This window comes from Bradyrhizobium ottawaense (genome assembly GCF_002278135.3).
In the GTDB taxonomy this organism is placed as follows: Bacteria; Pseudomonadota; Alphaproteobacteria; order Rhizobiales; family Xanthobacteraceae; genus Bradyrhizobium; species Bradyrhizobium ottawaense.
On record NZ_CP029425.2, the window covers coordinates 8242194 to 8257492 of the forward strand.

The following is a 15299-nucleotide window of genomic DNA, read 5'->3' on the forward strand; positions in this document are numbered from 1 at the left end:
CCCAGCACCTCGCGCCGTGCCACCCCGGGCACGCATGCGTTGCCTGCGGCGCATGCGTTGCCCCGCACGCATGCCGTCACCGCCGAGCATGTGCGCCTCACGGAAACTGACTGAAAAAAGCCCAGATCGTCTCGGCGCCATCGATGTCGCCGTTCTGCGGCCCGAGCAGGCCGGCTGCGACCCTCGGGAAGCGGGCATCCGGAGAAAATCCAGGCATGCGGTGGCCGCCATGGTTGATGCGATAGAGCACGACGTCGTGTCCCCTCGGGCAGCGCGATGAGATCCGGGTCACTGTCGATTGGTCTGCGGGCGCCTTGTCGGGCATGTCAGTCACGCTGGCATCGTCGGTCTCACAGCCATTGAGCTTGCGCCAGAACGCCAGCGTCTCCTCGGTCGACCAGAACCCGTCCGCGGCAAAATAGCTCGATCCGCGACCGCCCTCGTAGGGGACCAGCAGGTCGGCCGTGCCGTTCATGAGCAGCATCGGCAGCGGCCTTGACGGATGGCAGGTGACGGCGGCCTCGTCGGTGAGGTTCATGATCACGCTCGCGCCTGCCGCAAACAGATCGGCGCGGGCGCAGGCCATGGTCATCGCCATGGCGCCGCCATTGGAGACGCCCGCGATGAAGACGCGCTTTGCATCGGCCGTGCCGTCGGCCACGAGCTTCTCGACGAGCTTTGCGAGGAAGGCGACGTCGTCGGTGCCCGCCGGCGGTCCACGCAGGGCAGGCCCCGCCTTGGTTCGCGCATCCGCCCATGCATTGTTGAGCCCGTCCGGAAAGACCACGGCCAGGCCCTCGCGCTTCGCGACCTGCGGCCACGCCGTCCGCGCGACCATGTCGGCGCCGCGCTGGGTCTTGCCGTGCAGCACGATCACGAGCGGTGCCGGCTTCCTGGCCGGCAATTGCGCGGTGTAGGAGCGCTTTGCGCCGTTGACGTCGATCGTCTCGGCGGATGCGACCGACGCGGCGGCCAATGCCGCGACCACCGCCCCGATGCGCATCCACAGCCGCACGATCTAGCCCACCGCTTTTGCCGCGGCCCGGCCCGCATTGCGGCCCGAGAACAGGCAGCCGCCGAGGAAGGTGCCTTCCAGTGAGCGATAACCGTGCACGCCGCCGCCGCCGAAGCCGGCGGCTTCGCCGACCGCATAGAGGCCGGGAATGACGCTGCCCTCGGCGCCGAACACACGCGAGTCGAGATCGGTCTCGAAGCCGCCCAGCGTCTTGCGGGTGAGGATGTTGAGCTTGACCGCGATCAGGGGCCCCTGCGCGGGATCCAGGATCCTGTGTGGGGAGGCAGTGCGGATCAACCTGTCGCCAATATAGCGGCGCGCATTGTGAATGTTCATCACCTGCGCATCCTTGACGTAAGCGTTGGCGATCTCGCGGTCGCGCGCCTCGATCTGCATCCTGATGTGCTCGAGCTTGAGGAGGTCGCTGCCGGCAAGCTTGTTCATCTCCGCAACAAGGTCCTCGATCTTGTCGCGTACGATGAAGTCGACACCATGGCTTTTGAATGCCTCGACCGGCGCCGGCGCGCCCTTGTTGGTGGCGCGGCGCAAGGTCATGCGCCAGCTCTTGCCGGTCAGGTCCGGGTTCTGCTCCGAACCCGACAGCGCAAACTCCTTCTTGATGATGCTCTGGGTCAGGATGAACCAGGAATAATCATAGCCCGTCGACATGATGTATTTGAGCTGGCCGAGCGTGTCGGAGCCCGGGAATAGCGGCGCAGGCAATCGTGTGCCGGTTGCGTCGAACCACATCGAGGAGGGGCCGGGCAGGATGCGGATGCCGTGGCGCGGCCAGATGGGATTCCAGTTCTGGATGCCCTCGACATAATGCCACATGCGGTCGCGATTGATCAGCCGCGCGCCTGATTTCTCGGTGATGCCGATCATACGGCCGTCGACATGTTCGGGCACGCCGGAGATCATGAATTTGGGAGGATCACCGAGCCGCTTCGGCCAGTTCTGCCGCACCAGTTCGTGATTGCCGCCGATGCCGCCGGACGCCACGATCACGGCCTGCGCCTTCAGCGCAAATTCGCCGACAACGTTCCGCGAGGAGCTCTTGCCGCGCTCGATCGTGTCGGGGGCGAGCACGGCGCCGCTGACGCCATCCACCGTGCCATTGGTGATCGAAAGCGCATCGACGCAGTGGCGGAACCTGAAGCTCAGCCGGCCGCTTTTCATCGCCTCGCGCGCCCGGCGCTCGAACGGCTCGACGATGCCGGGACCGGTGCCCCAGGTGACGTGAAAGCGCGGCACGGAATTGCCGTGGCCCATCGCGTCATAGCCGCCGCGTTCGGCCCAGCCGACCACGGGGAAGATGCGATGGCCCATCGCTCGCAACCAGGCCCGCTTCTCGCCGGCTGCGAACGCCACATAGGCCTCGGCCCATTGCCGCGGCCAGAAGTCCTCGTCGCGGTCGAAGCCCGCGGCACCGATCCAGTCCTGCATGGCCAGGTCGAAGGAATCCTTGATGCCGAGCCGGCGCTGCTCCGGCGAATCGACCAGGAACAATCCGCCGAACGACCAGAACGCCTGGCCGCCAAGCGACTGCTCGCCTTCCTGGTCGACCACGATCACGCGCTTGCCCGCATCCGCGATCTCGGTTGCGGCAACCAGTCCCGATAGTCCCGCGCCGACAACGATGACGTCAGTTTCTTCAGCCATGTGTTTCCCCCTCCATGTTTCCCCCTCCACAGGTTCCCCCCTGTAGTCGCCCGGATTGAAGCCAACGGTTGTAACTGAGATCAAGGGTGTGACGCATAAGACATCATTAACTTGTTCCACTTTGGGATAGAGACCCATCGGGTGCAGCGCGGACGCAACACTGGATTTGAATTTGTTTTGAGCGAGCCGGCCTGCCTAGACAAAACCTTGGTTACGACAGACGCTAGTCGCGCATCACCACCGAACACGCAGATTCGAATTCGACTGGGGCGGGGGACAATGAAGTTTCTGACGGGGTTGGTTGCGGCGGTCCTCCTGATCGCTGGCATGGGGGCCTCTCACGCGGTGGTTCGGATCGCGGATGACCGCGGTGGCCGGATCGGAACCTATGTCGACAAATACCAGGACCTGCGGCAGTCCGGTGACACCGTCATCATCGACGGCCTCTGCGCCTCCGCCTGCACCATCGTCCTCGGCGCCATCCCGCATGACCGCATCTGCGTGACCTCGAGCGCGACGCTCGGCTTCCACGCCGCCTGGGATTTTGGCAGCAATGGCCGCGCCGTCACCAATACTGAGGCGACCCAGATGCTCTACGCGATGTATCCCTCGCAGGTGAAGCGCTGGATCAGCCAGCGGGGCGGCCTCACCCCGCACATGCTCTTCCTGAAGGGCAAGCAGCTCCAGGCCATGTACAAGCCCTGCTACCTGGACGCGCAAGCCTCGGCCAACAAGCCGTCGCGCAGGCCCCTCCCGCAAACGGACCAGATCGAATCCGCCCGCGGCCAGCTCCTGCGCTGACGCTTCTAGCCTGACGAGATCGTTCCGGCCCGCCGGCGGCGCCTTGCCCGCAGGCGGGCTAAAGCTTATCTGAGGGCTGGGAACCGGGCCCTTCGCCCCCGATCGTTGTCATGGCTCAACCGCTGCACCCGTCGCATCCGCTACAGGACAATTCGCCCACTGCCGGCCGGACGCCGTTCGTGCTGCTGTTGGCAGGCGCGGGGATCGGCGGATTGCTGGTGCTCGGCGCGCTGGCGCTGTGGTTCCACTACGGCACGCAGATGTTCTTCGAGATGATCAGGACCGGCTTCGCCGCCTGCTTCTGATCCACGACAGGAAGTTTTCCGCTCATGAGTTCCGCCGCCCGTCCGCTGGTGATCGCGACCGCCTTCGCCGCAAGCCTCGTTATCGGCCTCCTGATCATGTTCTGGGCCATGGGCGGGGTCAGCAAGGTGGCGCAGCCGGCCGCGGTCGGCGGTTCGTTCCAGCTGACCGATCAGAACGGCAAGGCCGTCACCGACAAGAGCCTTAAGGGGAAGCCGACCCTGATCTTCTTCGGCTACACCCATTGCCCCGACGTCTGCCCGACCTCGCTGTTCGAGATCTCGGAAGTGCTGCGCGCGCTGGGCAAGGACGCCGACAAGGTCAATGCCGTCTTCATCTCGGTCGATCCCGAGCGCGATACGCCGGCGACCATGAAGGAGTATCTGTCGAGCTTCGATCCGCATCTCGAAGGTCTGTCCGGCGATCCCGCCGAGACGGCCAAGGTCATCACCTCCTACCGGGTCTACGCCAAGAAGGTCCCGACCAAGGACGGCGACTACACCATGGACCACACCGCGCTGATCTATCTGATGGACCGCGACGGCCGCTTCGTGTCGCCGTTCAACCTGAAGCGCACACCGGAAGAGGCTGCAGCGGATTTGAAGAAGTATCTCTAGTTCGGCGGATCAATCGCGCCTCGTGCGCGGTGCACTTCGCCCGCTTGCGGGAGAGGTCGGCGCGCACAGCGCGCCGGGAGAGGGCTCTCTCCCCCTGGGGGCTCTCGCCCAGAGGAGACACCCTCTCCCCGACCCTCCCCCGTAAGCGGGGGGAGCAGACCTTCACCTTGCCCGCATTCCGCACTCGCGTTCCCGCCGGGATGGTCTATAACGCCCTCCGATCCCAATGAAATTCGTTCATTTCCGGCCGATGGCTCCATCGCAACAGGCGAAATCGTCCAAATCTGCCCGTATCTTGCTGGCGGGGCTGGCCGTCGGCGCCTGCCTGCTCGCAGGCCTTCCCGGCGCCGAGGCGCAGGCCCCGGCCCAGCAGCCTCCAGCGGCGCCCCAAGGAACACAACAGGGGACGCCACAAGCCGCACCTCGGGCGGTGCAGGCCGCCCCGCAAGCCGTACCCGGCTTCTGGGATCCGCGGCGGCGACCGGAGCGGCCGGACCTGTCGCGCCTGACCGTGATCCGCTTCCTGACCGAGACCGACTATCCGCCGTTCAATTTCACCGGCGCCGACGGCAACCCGGCCGGCTTCAACGTCGATCTGGCCCGCGCGCTGTGCGAGGAGATCAAGGTCACTTGCACCGTGCAGATGCGCCGCTTCGAGACGCTGGTCGATGCGCTCTCCTCCAACCGGGGCGATGCCATCATCGCCTCGATGGCGGTCAGCCCGCAGCTGCGCGCCCGGGTCGACTTCACCGATCCCTATTACCGCGTGCCGGCGCGCTTCGCCTCGCGCAAGGACGCGGTGATGCCGGAGATCCGCCCGGAATATCTCGAGGGCAAGAAAGTCGGCGTCATCGCCGGCTCCGCGCACGAGGCCTATCTCAAGGCGATGTTCACCGACGCCGAGCTGCACGGCTATCCCAATGACGACGCGCTCCGCAGCGCTTTGCGCAAGGGCGAGGTCGATTTCATTTTCGGCGACGCCATCTCGCTGGCGTTCTGGATCAACGGCACCGATTCCGGCGATTGCTGCGCCTTCTCCGGCGGTCCCTTCGTCGAGAGCCGTTTCTTCGGCGAAGGCATCGGCATCGCCGTCCGCAAGGGCAACGACGTGCTGCGCCAGGCCCTGAATTGGGCCCTATTCCGCGTCTGGGAAAAAGGCCGCTACACCGATCTGTGGCTGCGGTATTTCTCGGTGAGCCCGTTTTAGCCATCGATCGTCATTCCGGGGCGCGCGAAGTGCGAACCCGGAATCTCGAGATCGTTGAATTGTCATTCCGGGATGGTCCGCAGGACCAGACCCGGAATCTCGGGATTCCGGGTTCGATGCTGGCGCATCGCCCCGGAATGACAACAACCGTTCTTTTGCATTCTGCCCGGAAATCGCTATTTTCCGCGGCCCGGAGGCCCTTCTGAATGTCCGTTATCGATCCCAACATGAGCCCGAGCGATCTTCGTGCGCTCGCCGAACAATCCAACGCCTGGCCGTTCGAGCAGGCGAAGGCCATTGTCGCGCGGCTGAAGAAGAGTCCGAAGGCCGAGGTGCTGTTCGAGACCGGCTACGGACCGTCGGGCCTGCCTCATATCGGCACGTTCGGCGAGGTCGCGCGCACCTCGATGGTGCGCCATGCCTTCCGTGTTCTGACCGAGGACAAGGTCAAGACGCGCCTCCTGGCGTTCTCCGACGACATGGACGGGTTTCGGAAAGTGCCCGACAACGTCCCCAACAAGGAGATGCTGGCCGCGCATCTCGGCAAGCCGCTGACGCGGGTGCCGGATCCGTTCTCCAACGAGTACCCCTCGTTCGGTGCGCACAACAACGCGCGCCTGCGCGCGTTTCTGGATCATTTCGGCTTCGACTACGAGTTCGCGAGCTCGACGGACTACTACACATCAGGCCGCTTCGACGCGACGCTGCTCAAGATGTTAGCTGCCTACGACAAGGTGATGGCGATCATCCTGCCGACGCTCGGCCCCGATCGCCGCGCCACCTACTCACCGTTCCTGCCGATCAGCAAGACCACGGGCGTGGTGCTCCAGGTGCCGATGATCCGCCGCGATGTCGTGGCCGGTACGGTGACCTATGTCGATCCTGATACGAACCAGGAAGTGGAGACGCCCGTCACCGGCGGAAATGTAAAATGCCAGTGGAAGGCCGACTGGGCGATGCGCTGGGTCGCGCTCGGCGTCGACTACGAGATGGCCGGCAAGGATTTGATCGATTCGGTGAAGCTATCCGGTGCAATCGCCAAGGCGCTCGGCGGCACGCCGCCCGAGGGCTTCAACTACGAGCTCTTCCTCGACGAGCAGGGCCAGAAGATCTCGAAGTCGAAGGGCAACGGCCTCACTATCGACGAATGGCTGCGCTACGCCTCACCGGAATCGCTGTCGCTGTTCATGTATCGCGAGCCCAAGGCGGCCAAGCGGCTGTATTTCGACGTCATCCCGCGCAACGTCGACGACTATCAGCAGTTCATCGACGGCTTTGCCCGGCAGGATGACAAGCAGCAGCTCGGCAATCCGGTCTGGCACATCCACAACGGCAAGCCGCCGCAGGGCGATATGCCCGTCACCTTCCAGCTCCTGCTGACGCTGGTGTCGTCGTCGAACGCGGAGAATGCCGAGACGCTGTGGGGCTTCATTGGCCGTTATCGTCCGGGCGTTTCGCCGCAGACGCATCCGAAGCTCGATGCGATGGTCGGCTACGCCATCAATTACTACCGCGACTTCGTCGCGCCGACGAAGCAGTTCCGCGTGCCCTCGGACACCGAGCGCAGCGCACTGCAGGATCTGCGCGATGCGCTGTCACAGCTTGCGCAGGACGCATCTGCCGAGGACATCCAGAACGTCGTCTACGAGATCGGCCGCCGCGAGCCCTTCCTCGATCAGGTCAAGAAGGGCAAGGACGGCCGTCCCGGCGTCACGCTGGACTGGTTCAACATGCTCTACCAGGTCCTGCTCGGCCAGGAGAAGGGCCCACGCTTCGGCTCCTTCGTCGCGGTGTACGGCGTGCAGAACGCAGTCAACATGATCGACGGCGCGCTGGCGCGGAGCGCGTGAGGCCACGGCTTTCTCCATCGTCGTCCCCGCGAAAGCGGGGCCGCATAACCACAGGGAGAAGTTGGGCGAAGATTCGTAGTTGCGCCTGCGTTGGTACGAAGACCGCCACTCTCCGAGAGATCACGCGGTATGGGTCCCGGCGTTCGCCGGGACGACAGCGCTCATTGGAGCGCTCGCTCAGGCCGAGCGCAATACGTAGCGCCTGTTATCCTTCTGCACCGGGCGCGCGTTCATCGGATAGAGCTTTGCGAACGCGGCGACCTCGGCGGCCGACACCTGAATCGGGGTGGTCAGCAGCAGCCATTCGACCACTTCCGAACAGGGCGGCGTCGTCAGCGAGCCGGGATAGCGGAAGTAGCTGAGCCTCGGTGGCAGCATGGCGTGAGGATCGATGCCCGCATCCGCTTTCACCGCGGGGCCTTCCGCCGCCGGCATGGTCTTGACGATCTTGCCGAAGGCCGGGTTCGGCCTGCCCTCGGCCATCAGCACGCCGACCACGGCGAGGCCGCCGGCTTCGTTGCGATGGACGAAATGCGCCTCCATCGGGAAATTCTTGCCGCCGATCATGTGCTCGCTCGGCCGGTGGAAGTGCACCTGGAGCAGCTTGTACTTGACGTCGCCGAGCATCAACGTGCTGCCTTCGGCGAAGTTGAGCTGGATCGTGTGTCCGTTGTTGACGATGGTGTCGGCGCTCTTGCCCCAGTTCAGCTTCAGAACCGGCAATTGCGACTTGATCGTCCCCTCGATGTCGATCGGCGATTGCTGCAGGCCGACCGCGCAGGCCTTGTTGGCCGCATCGAGATCGCCCCATTTGGCCGGGCCGCCGACGCCCTCATAGCTCCAATGCGCGCCTTCGGCGGCGAAGGCCGGCTTGCAGAGCGGACAAAGCGCAAGACCCGCCAGAGCCTTCAATGCGTGACGGCGATTCATCATATTCCCCCTAAGATGAATTGGATCGGCAATATCGGCCGCAACCTATGCGAGAGCGGCGGTGAGTCGCAATGGCGATGCAGGGCGATCGCGGGCCGGGAGCGGATTCAGACCTTCTGGCGAAAGGTCTCCAGCACGGCGGCGACGATCTTCTGTCCGTTTCTGCGCAGCTTCCTGGAATCGTCGGCGTGGGGCAGCAGCAATCCGATCTTGCAGATCATGGCGTCGATCATCCGGCTGAGCAGATCGACATCGTCCGCGTGCAACTCGCCATCGCGCTTCAGCGCCCGCAGGGTCGCGATCAGGAGCGCGGTCGGATAGGTCTCCTCGATCTCGCGATAGCGCGGCTCGCCGAGCACGGCTTGCGCTTCCTGGATGACGATGCGCGCGTAGTCCGGCTCTTCGCAGGCGTCGAGATAGGCGTCGATGCCGGCGCTGAGACGATCCCAGATCTTGCGCTCATTGCGCGCCGCGGCCTCGATTCTGGCGGCCGCGTCGCGCTGCATGGCGACTACGACGGCGTCAAACAGCGCCTTCTTGTCCGCGAAGTGATGGTAGAACGCGCCGCGCGTGACCCGCGCCGCCCGCGAGATCGCCTCCATGCCCGCCGCCTGAAATCCATTGGCGGCAAACGCCTCGCGGCCGGCATCGAGCAGCGCCTGCCTGGTGGCCTCGCTGTACTCTTCCCGACGACTTCTCGGAGGATCCTTTGCCCGCATCGCGCACAACCTAACGCTTGACGCGTTGGTATCAAACCGCATATAACATACATGATGTATGTATTAGACATTTAGAATGTTGCGAGACGAGCCGTGGACGGCAGGTGCATGTTCGAGCTGGCGGAAAGGCTGGCAATCGCGAAGAGCCGGCAGGACATCCCAGCGGCGCTGGAGGTTCTGCATCCCGACATGGTGCTGGAGACGCCGGCCTTCGGCACCAGGGCGCGAGGCCTCGCCGAAAACCAGCGCATCCTGACGCGCTTCTTCAAGTCCTTCCCGGACTATCACGTCACCCTCGACGGCCACGCCAATTCCGCCGACACGCTGGTCTGCTGGGGCACCGCGCGGATGACGATGACGGGGGATCGCTTCGGGGCCGAGCCCAACGGGCGCCGCGCGGAGCTGCCCGTGTTCATCGCCTTCGCCTTTCGCGACGACAAGATCGCTAATGAGCGCTTCGTCTTCGATCTCTCCGAGCTCTGCGCCCAATCCGGCGTTTCGACCGACGTGGTCAGGCGCAAGCTGTTCGGCGAAGCCACGCAGGCAGCGTAGCTCGCCGACGCAACACCATCCACGAAACAGGAGCGTCAGACCATGGCCGATCCCCGCATCAAGCCCGTCGGTGACGTGGCGACCAGGCTTCTCTTCGACATCGTCGTCGACCTCGATCCGCGCATCAATTTCGGCGCCGGGCCGATCGGGCAGCGCGTGCTGTTCGGGGCGGCCAAGGGTTCGTTCGAAGGGCCGCGCCTGCGCGGTGAGGTGCTGCGGGGCGGTGGTGACTGGGCGTTATTCCGCGCCGATGGTACCATGACCCTCGATGTGCGCCTGTCGTTGCGGACGCATGATGGCGAGTTGATCTACATGACCTATGGCGGCCGCTGGGTGACGCCGCAGTCTTTGCGCGCCGAGATGGCGGATCCCGCGCGACGTACCAAGGTCGATCCCGCCGGATACTACTTCCGCACCAATCCGCTGTTCGAGACCGGCTCGCAAACCTATGCCTGGCTCAACGACGTCGTCTGCGTCGGCAAGGGCTACCTCGTCGAAGGTGCCGTCGCCTACAAGATCTTCGAAGTGCTGTGAGAGCTCCGTGGATGCGTTGAGTGCGCTGCATGTGAGCGTCCCCTCGCCCTCACTGCCTCGCCCACATGATGCGCGCGATCCACGCTACGTCGCTCGCCGCCATCGTGCGCCCGGCCTGCGACGCATCGAACGACTGAAGCTCCAGCGCCTTCGCGGTGCGGCGCCCGAGCGTCGCGACCACCACCTCGCCCCCTTTGGTCTTCACCACCACGCGGTCGCCTTTGCGGATCGGTGCGCCGGGTGAGACCAGGATGAGGTCGCCGTCGCGATAGGCAGGGAGCAGCGCATCGCCGGAAATCTCCAGCGCAAAGGTGTGGCTGTCCTCGGTGGGAAGCGCGGTTTCGGTCCAGCCCTTGCCGGATGGAAGGCCGGCCTCATCGAAAGCGCCGCTCGCGCCGGCCAGCGCGAAGCCGAGCAGCGGTACCGAGCGACCGTCGCCGGCCTCATCGTCGATCAGCCGCGCAAAGCTCTCGATCGAGGAGTCGGCTGCGGCCAGTGCCTTTGCGATCGATTCGGTCGAGGGCCAGCGCTCGCGGCCGTCGGAGGTGACGCGCTTGGACCTGTTGAAGGTGGTGGGATCGAGCCCGGCGCGCTTGGCAAGGCCGGACGGCGACAGACCGGCGCGCGCCGCCAGCCGATCCAGGGCGACCCAGATCTGGTCGTGCGTCAGTATCCTCTGCGCTTTGGCCTGTCTGACCATGCAAGGTCCAGCCCGTCGCAACTCAGGAAAACTATCCTCAAATCAACCGGTTTTCCGTTTTTCGCGCAAGAGGCGGTGGGCAGGCGCGCCTTCAAGCGATGTGGATAGCGGTTCGCCTCTGGAAAAACGCGCCAAAATAGGAATCTAGAGCCCCGTTCCGATTTCATCGGAACGGAATAGGCTCTAAGCCTTGAGTTCGGAAGGGGCGGCCTTTACGGTCGCGCCCGGGTTTCGGGGACCCGCACGCGGCGAAAAAACCCAAGAAACTCAAAGAGCTGACTCAAAGAGCAAACAGGGCTGCGCAAGCGGTGGTCAAGATCTACAAAATCTGTCCGGCCTCGGCCTGGCGCGAGGCGGAACGGCAAGGTGTCTACCGGGGCAGCGCGGACGATGCGCGCGACGGCTTCATCCATTTCTCCACCGCTGCCCAGGTTCCCGAGACCTTGCGCAAGCACTATGTCGGACAGCGCGCGCTGTTCCTGGTCGAGGTCGATGGCGACGCACTCGGCAGCGAGTTGCGCTGGGAGCGCTCGCGCAATGACGAGCTGTTTCCACATCTCTATGGCGAGCTCGACCTCGGCGCGGTGCTGTCGGTGATGAACCTCAACATCCGCTCGGACGGTGGCCACGACACTCCGGAGCTGCTACCGTGATCCGCGCTTTCGACGCCTTTTCGCTGCCGGTGCTGCGCTGGCTCGATCCGGAAGACGCCCATCGCCTCGCGATCCAGGGCCTGCGCTTCCTGCCGCCGGTCAAGCCGCGCGCTGACGATCCCAAGCTCGCGATGCGCGCCTTCGGGCTCAACTTTCCCAATCCGATCGGCATGGCCGCGGGCTTCGACAAGAGCGCCGAGGTGCCGGACGCATTGCTGCGGCTCGGCTTCGGCTTCGTCGAGATCGGCTCGGTGACGCCGAAGCCGCAGAGCGGCAATCCGCGGCCGCGGCTGTTTCGTTTGGAGCGCGACGAGGCCGTCATCAACCGCATGGGGTTCAACAATGACGGCGCCGACGTCGCCTTGCGCCGGCTGGCCGCGCGCGCGCAGCACGGCGGCATCGTCGGCGTCAATGTCGGCGCCAACAAGGATTCGCCGGACCGCGTCGCCGATTACGTCAAGCTGATCGAGACCTTTGCGCCGGTCGCGAGCTATTTCACCGTCAACGTCTCCTCGCCGAACACGCCAGGCCTGCGCAATTTGCAGGAAGGCGCCCTGCTCGACGATCTCCTCGCAAGGGTGATCGACGCGCGCGAGCGTGTCAGGCAGAAGGCCGGCGACACGCCGGTGCTGCTCAAGATCGCGCCGGATCTGAGCCTCGCCCAGCTCGACGACGTCGTGCAGGTGGCGCGTTCGCGCCGGGTCGACGGCATGATCGTGTCGAACACGACGATCGCGCGGCCGAGCACGCTGCGGGAGGAGATGCGCGCCAAGGAGCAAGGCGGCCTGTCCGGCCGGCCGCTGTTCCGCCTGTCGACGCGCATGGTCGCGGAAACCTATGTGCGCGTCGAGGGCGCGTTCCCGCTGATCGGCGTCGGCGGCGTGGATTCGGGCGGTGCCGCGCTGACGAAGATCCGCGCCGGCGCGAGCCTGATCCAGCTCTATTCGTCGCTGATCTACAAGGGCCTCGGCCTCGTCGACGAGATCAAGCGTGACCTCACCTCGACGCTGCTTCGCACCGGGCGGGATTCCCTGTCCGAGATCGTCGGCGCGGATGCGGCGACCCTCACGGCGGAAGACTGGCCGGGGATGTAAGGCGCTCTCGTGCCCCGGACGCAGCGCAGCGCGCCGCCTTCGGCGCGGTGCGCTGCAGAGCCGGGGCCCATGTGACGGCGAGTTCGAGAGGAATGGGTCCCGGCTCTGCGCAGCAGCGTTTCACGCTGCAGCGCGTCGGGGACACGAGAGCTATGATTTCGAGAACGTCGCCCGGAACTGCGCCGGATAGCGTGCGGCCTGCAAGCCACCGCGCGAGAGGTAGGAAGCCATCAGCGCGCACCACAGTCCGGCATTGCCGAGCGGCTGCAGCGCCCACCAGGCGGCGAGGAAGATCAGCAGCGAAGCCAGCATCAGGTTGCGCATCTCGCGCGCCCAGGTCGCGCCGATATAGATGCCGTCGAAGCCGAAGGCGAATACCCCGGGGATCGGCGCGAGCACGACGAACGGCAGGAATTCGCGCGCGGCACGGCGGACGTCGTCACTCGCCGTCATGAAATCGATCAAATGCGGCCCGAGCAGCGCGAACAGTCCCGACACCACCAGCGCGAAGCCGAGGCCCCATAGCAGCACCAGCCGGGTCGAATCCGCAAAGCCCCTTGCATCGCGCGCGCCAACAGCGCGGCCGCAGAGCTGCTGCGCTGCGTTGGCGAGACCGTCGAGGAAGAAAGCGCTGACAAGCAGGAAATTGTTGAGTACCGAGTTGGCGGCCAGCGTGACGTCGCCGGCCTGCGCGCCCTTGGCGGTGAAGAACAGGAATACGGCGATCAGCGCCGCGGTGCGGATCAGGATGTCGATGTTCACCGCCAGCAACCGCAACAGCTTGTCGCGGTCGAGCAGGGTCGCGTACGGCACGGAGAAGCCGCCATCGGCATAATGGCGGCAGACGATCACGCCGAGGGCGAACCCGACCGCTTCCGACAACAGCGCGGCGATCGCGGCACCGGCGATGCCGGTGTCGTAGACCAGCACCAGCAGGATCGTCGCCGCCATGTTGACGAGGTTGATGACGACCTGAAGCATCAAGGCTGAATTGGCGCGGGCCTGGCCGATCAGCCAACCGAGGATGACGTAATTGGCGAGCGCGAACGGCGACGACCAGATCCGGATCTTGAAGTAGGTCTTCGCCGCCTGCGTCACACCTTCGCTGCCGCCCATGAGGTCGAACAGCAAAGCGGCCAGCGGCAGTTGCAGCACGATCAGCGCGGCGCCGATCAGGCCGGCAACGATGAAGCCGCGCGCCAGGATCGCGGTCGGCTCGCGCGTGTCACCCGCGCCCAGCGATTGCGCGGTGAAGGCGAGCGTGCTCATCCGCAGGAAGCCGAACAGCCAGAACAGGCAGTCGAAGATCACCGAGGCCATCGCCACGCCGCCAAGCAGCGCGGCATCGTCGAGACGGCCGATCGCCGTGGTCGAGACGATGCCGATCAGCGGTGTGGTCAGGTTCGCGACCATCGCCGGACCGGCGATGGCGAACACTTCGCGTGTGCCGACTTTGGGATGGACGGGCGCGTGCATGGTCAGAACACGACGACCATGCCGTCCTCGGCCGCCATATGAGGCAGAGCCTCGAGGCGCGACAGCATGTCGTCGCTCATATGGGTGAGGACGAGCCGCTTGGCGCCGATCGCGGGCAGATGCTGTTCCAAGGTCTTCAGGCTGAGATGGTTCTTCACCACCTTCTCGTACATATAGGCCTCGGCGATGAAAAGGTCCGCGCCATGCGCCAGCGGAATGAGCGTCTCCGTCCATTCGGTATCGGCGCTGTAGGCGAGCGTGCGGCCCTCGGCCTCGATGCGGTAGGCGAGGAAGGGGCCACCGGATTCGCCGTGCACGACCGGATAGGGCGTCACCGTCACGGCACCGAAAGTCCGGCTTTGCTCGGGCGCGAGCTCGACGACATTTAGCTCGAAGCGCTGCTGTGTCTTCGAGGAGTGCTCGAACAGCACCTCCATCACCTCACGCAGCCGCGTCTCGATACCTTGCGGGCCGGCGATCGTCAGCGGCCGCGTCCGCCGCGAGAATTGGGCGTCGAGCAGGACAAACGGCAGCCCGGCAAAATGATCACCGTGGAAATGCGTGATCAGGATGAGATCGATGTCCTCGCACGCGATCTCAAGCCGCTTCAGCGCCGGCAGAGCCGACGCGCCGCAATCGATCAGGAAGTTGGCCTCGCGCCCCGAGACGTGGAAGCAGGTGTTGAGCCTGCCGCCGGAGCCGAAAGCATCGCCGCAGCCGACAAAGCGCAATTGCATCGGCTGCGGGCTCCCAAAACTCTACCGGCGCGGCGTGCCGAACACGCGCGAGAGCAGCCAGATCGGGATCACGATGACTGCGCCGAGCAGGAAGTAGCGCCACAGCCAGTTGATGGTGTCGAAGCCGAGATCCCACAGACGCTGGAACAACAGGCGAATGCTGGTGAGGATGTTCCAGGGATCGAAGCCGATCGCGGCCAGCACGACACCGACCAGGATCGAGAGCAGGACCAGGCGAAACGCGACCGCCAGCGGCGAGCCGCCGAGAAAGCGGTTCAGCCCGTCGTTGCGGCCGGCCGGCAAATCTCTGACGTCTTGGACCATCTCAAACTCCTGTAGGCGGATTCGACCCATTATAGGGCACGGCGAGGCAGATGGGGAACCCGCAACAGGGCGTCAATCGGGTTACGGGAGTTTAATTCGACGGTCGGTTTGTCTCTCCCGCAGCC

The 15299-nt window shown here is 65.1% G+C and carries 17 protein-coding genes; 9 read left to right on the top strand and 8 right to left on the bottom strand.

Going from position 1 to position 15299, the window contains the following annotated elements:
• Positions 1-97: 97 nt before the first annotated feature.
• Together CIT37_RS38550 and CIT37_RS38555 are read right to left on the bottom strand one after the other, a co-directional pair.
• On the bottom strand, positions 98-1015 hold the full coding sequence (locus CIT37_RS38550) for a CE1 family esterase (protein ID WP_028140867.1): 918 nt from the start codon (positions 1013-1015) through the stop codon (positions 98-100).
• Between the two features lie 3 nt (positions 1016-1018).
• The gene (locus tag CIT37_RS38555) at positions 1019-2677 is read right to left on the bottom strand and encodes an FAD-binding dehydrogenase (protein ID WP_038973198.1); all 1659 of its coding nucleotides are present in this window, start codon (positions 2675-2677) and stop codon (positions 1019-1021) included.
• Between the two features lie 279 nt (positions 2678-2956).
• On the opposite strand from CIT37_RS38555, the gene CIT37_RS38560 reads away from it, so the two are divergent.
• The 5 genes from CIT37_RS38560 to CIT37_RS38580 all read left to right on the top strand — a co-directional run bounded on the left by CIT37_RS38560 (position 2957) and on the right by CIT37_RS38580 (position 7455).
• On the top strand, positions 2957-3478 hold the full coding sequence (locus CIT37_RS38560) for a hypothetical protein (RefSeq protein WP_028140869.1): 522 nt from the start codon (positions 2957-2959) through the stop codon (positions 3476-3478).
• A gap of 110 nt (positions 3479-3588) precedes the next feature.
• A complete protein-coding gene (locus tag CIT37_RS38565) occupies positions 3589-3783 on the top strand; it encodes a hypothetical protein (RefSeq protein WP_028140870.1) in 195 nt (64 codons plus the stop codon).
• A 24-nt stretch (positions 3784-3807) separates the two neighbouring features.
• Positions 3808-4398 (top strand): SCO family protein, encoded by a 591-nt coding sequence (locus CIT37_RS38570; protein WP_095425056.1) that lies wholly within the window; start codon positions 3808-3810, stop codon positions 4396-4398.
• Between the two features lie 250 nt (positions 4399-4648).
• Positions 4649-5605, top strand: a complete 957-nt coding sequence (locus tag CIT37_RS38575; RefSeq protein WP_095425089.1) for an ABC transporter substrate-binding protein — start codon at positions 4649-4651, stop codon at positions 5603-5605.
• Between the two features lie 206 nt (positions 5606-5811).
• A complete protein-coding gene (locus tag CIT37_RS38580; protein ID WP_095425055.1) occupies positions 5812-7455 on the top strand; it encodes a lysine--tRNA ligase in 1644 nt (547 codons plus the stop codon).
• A gap of 177 nt (positions 7456-7632) precedes the next feature.
• On the opposite strand, the gene CIT37_RS38585 is transcribed toward CIT37_RS38580, so the two are convergent.
• Positions 7633-8385 (bottom strand): carbonic anhydrase, encoded by a 753-nt coding sequence (locus CIT37_RS38585; protein ID WP_028140874.1) that lies wholly within the window; start codon positions 8383-8385, stop codon positions 7633-7635.
• 107 nt (positions 8386-8492) lie between these two features.
• Entirely contained in the window at positions 8493-9104 is a 612-nt protein-coding gene (locus CIT37_RS38590; RefSeq protein WP_049801938.1) for a TetR/AcrR family transcriptional regulator, read from the bottom strand.
• Between the two features lie 93 nt (positions 9105-9197).
• Between CIT37_RS38590 and CIT37_RS38595 the strand changes: the two genes are divergently transcribed.
• Together CIT37_RS38595 and CIT37_RS38600 are read left to right on the top strand one after the other, a co-directional pair.
• On the top strand, positions 9198-9656 hold the full coding sequence (locus CIT37_RS38595; protein WP_095425053.1) for an ester cyclase: 459 nt from the start codon (positions 9198-9200) through the stop codon (positions 9654-9656).
• Between the two features lie 42 nt (positions 9657-9698).
• Positions 9699-10190, top strand: coding sequence for a DUF3237 domain-containing protein (locus CIT37_RS38600; protein WP_095425052.1), 492 nt, complete (start codon positions 9699-9701; stop codon positions 10188-10190).
• A gap of 49 nt (positions 10191-10239) precedes the next feature.
• Here CIT37_RS38600 and CIT37_RS38605 read toward each other — a convergent pair whose 3' ends face one another.
• Positions 10240-10890 carry a S24 family peptidase gene (locus tag CIT37_RS38605; RefSeq protein ID WP_028140877.1) on the bottom strand — a complete coding sequence of 217 codons (651 nt, stop codon included), beginning with the start codon at positions 10888-10890 and terminating at the stop codon, positions 10240-10242.
• A gap of 308 nt (positions 10891-11198) precedes the next feature.
• Between CIT37_RS38605 and CIT37_RS38610 the strand changes: the two genes are divergently transcribed.
• Together CIT37_RS38610 and CIT37_RS38615 are read left to right on the top strand one after the other, a co-directional pair.
• On the top strand, positions 11199-11543 hold the full coding sequence (locus tag CIT37_RS38610; protein WP_018320827.1) for a DUF952 domain-containing protein: 345 nt from the start codon (positions 11199-11201) through the stop codon (positions 11541-11543).
• Positions 11540-12637, top strand: a complete 1098-nt coding sequence (locus tag CIT37_RS38615) for a quinone-dependent dihydroorotate dehydrogenase (RefSeq protein ID WP_028140878.1) — start codon at positions 11540-11542, stop codon at positions 12635-12637. The genes CIT37_RS38610 and CIT37_RS38615 overlap by 4 nt, the downstream gene beginning before the upstream one ends.
• Positions 12638-12787: 150 nt before the next feature.
• Here the strand turns inward: CIT37_RS38615 and CIT37_RS38620 are convergent, their stop codons facing one another.
• From CIT37_RS38620 to CIT37_RS38630, 3 genes are read right to left on the bottom strand one after another with little or no spacing between them, the layout of a single operon-like run.
• Entirely contained in the window at positions 12788-14113 is a 1326-nt protein-coding gene (locus CIT37_RS38620) for an MATE family efflux transporter (RefSeq protein WP_095425051.1), read from the bottom strand.
• A gap of 2 nt (positions 14114-14115) precedes the next feature.
• On the bottom strand, positions 14116-14850 hold the full coding sequence (locus tag CIT37_RS38625; protein WP_028140880.1) for an MBL fold metallo-hydrolase: 735 nt from the start codon (positions 14848-14850) through the stop codon (positions 14116-14118).
• A gap of 21 nt (positions 14851-14871) precedes the next feature.
• Complete coding sequence (locus CIT37_RS38630; RefSeq protein WP_028140881.1) at positions 14872-15174, bottom strand: DUF6460 domain-containing protein; 303 nt, start codon at positions 15172-15174, stop codon at positions 14872-14874.
• Positions 15175-15299: the final 125 nt, after the last annotated feature.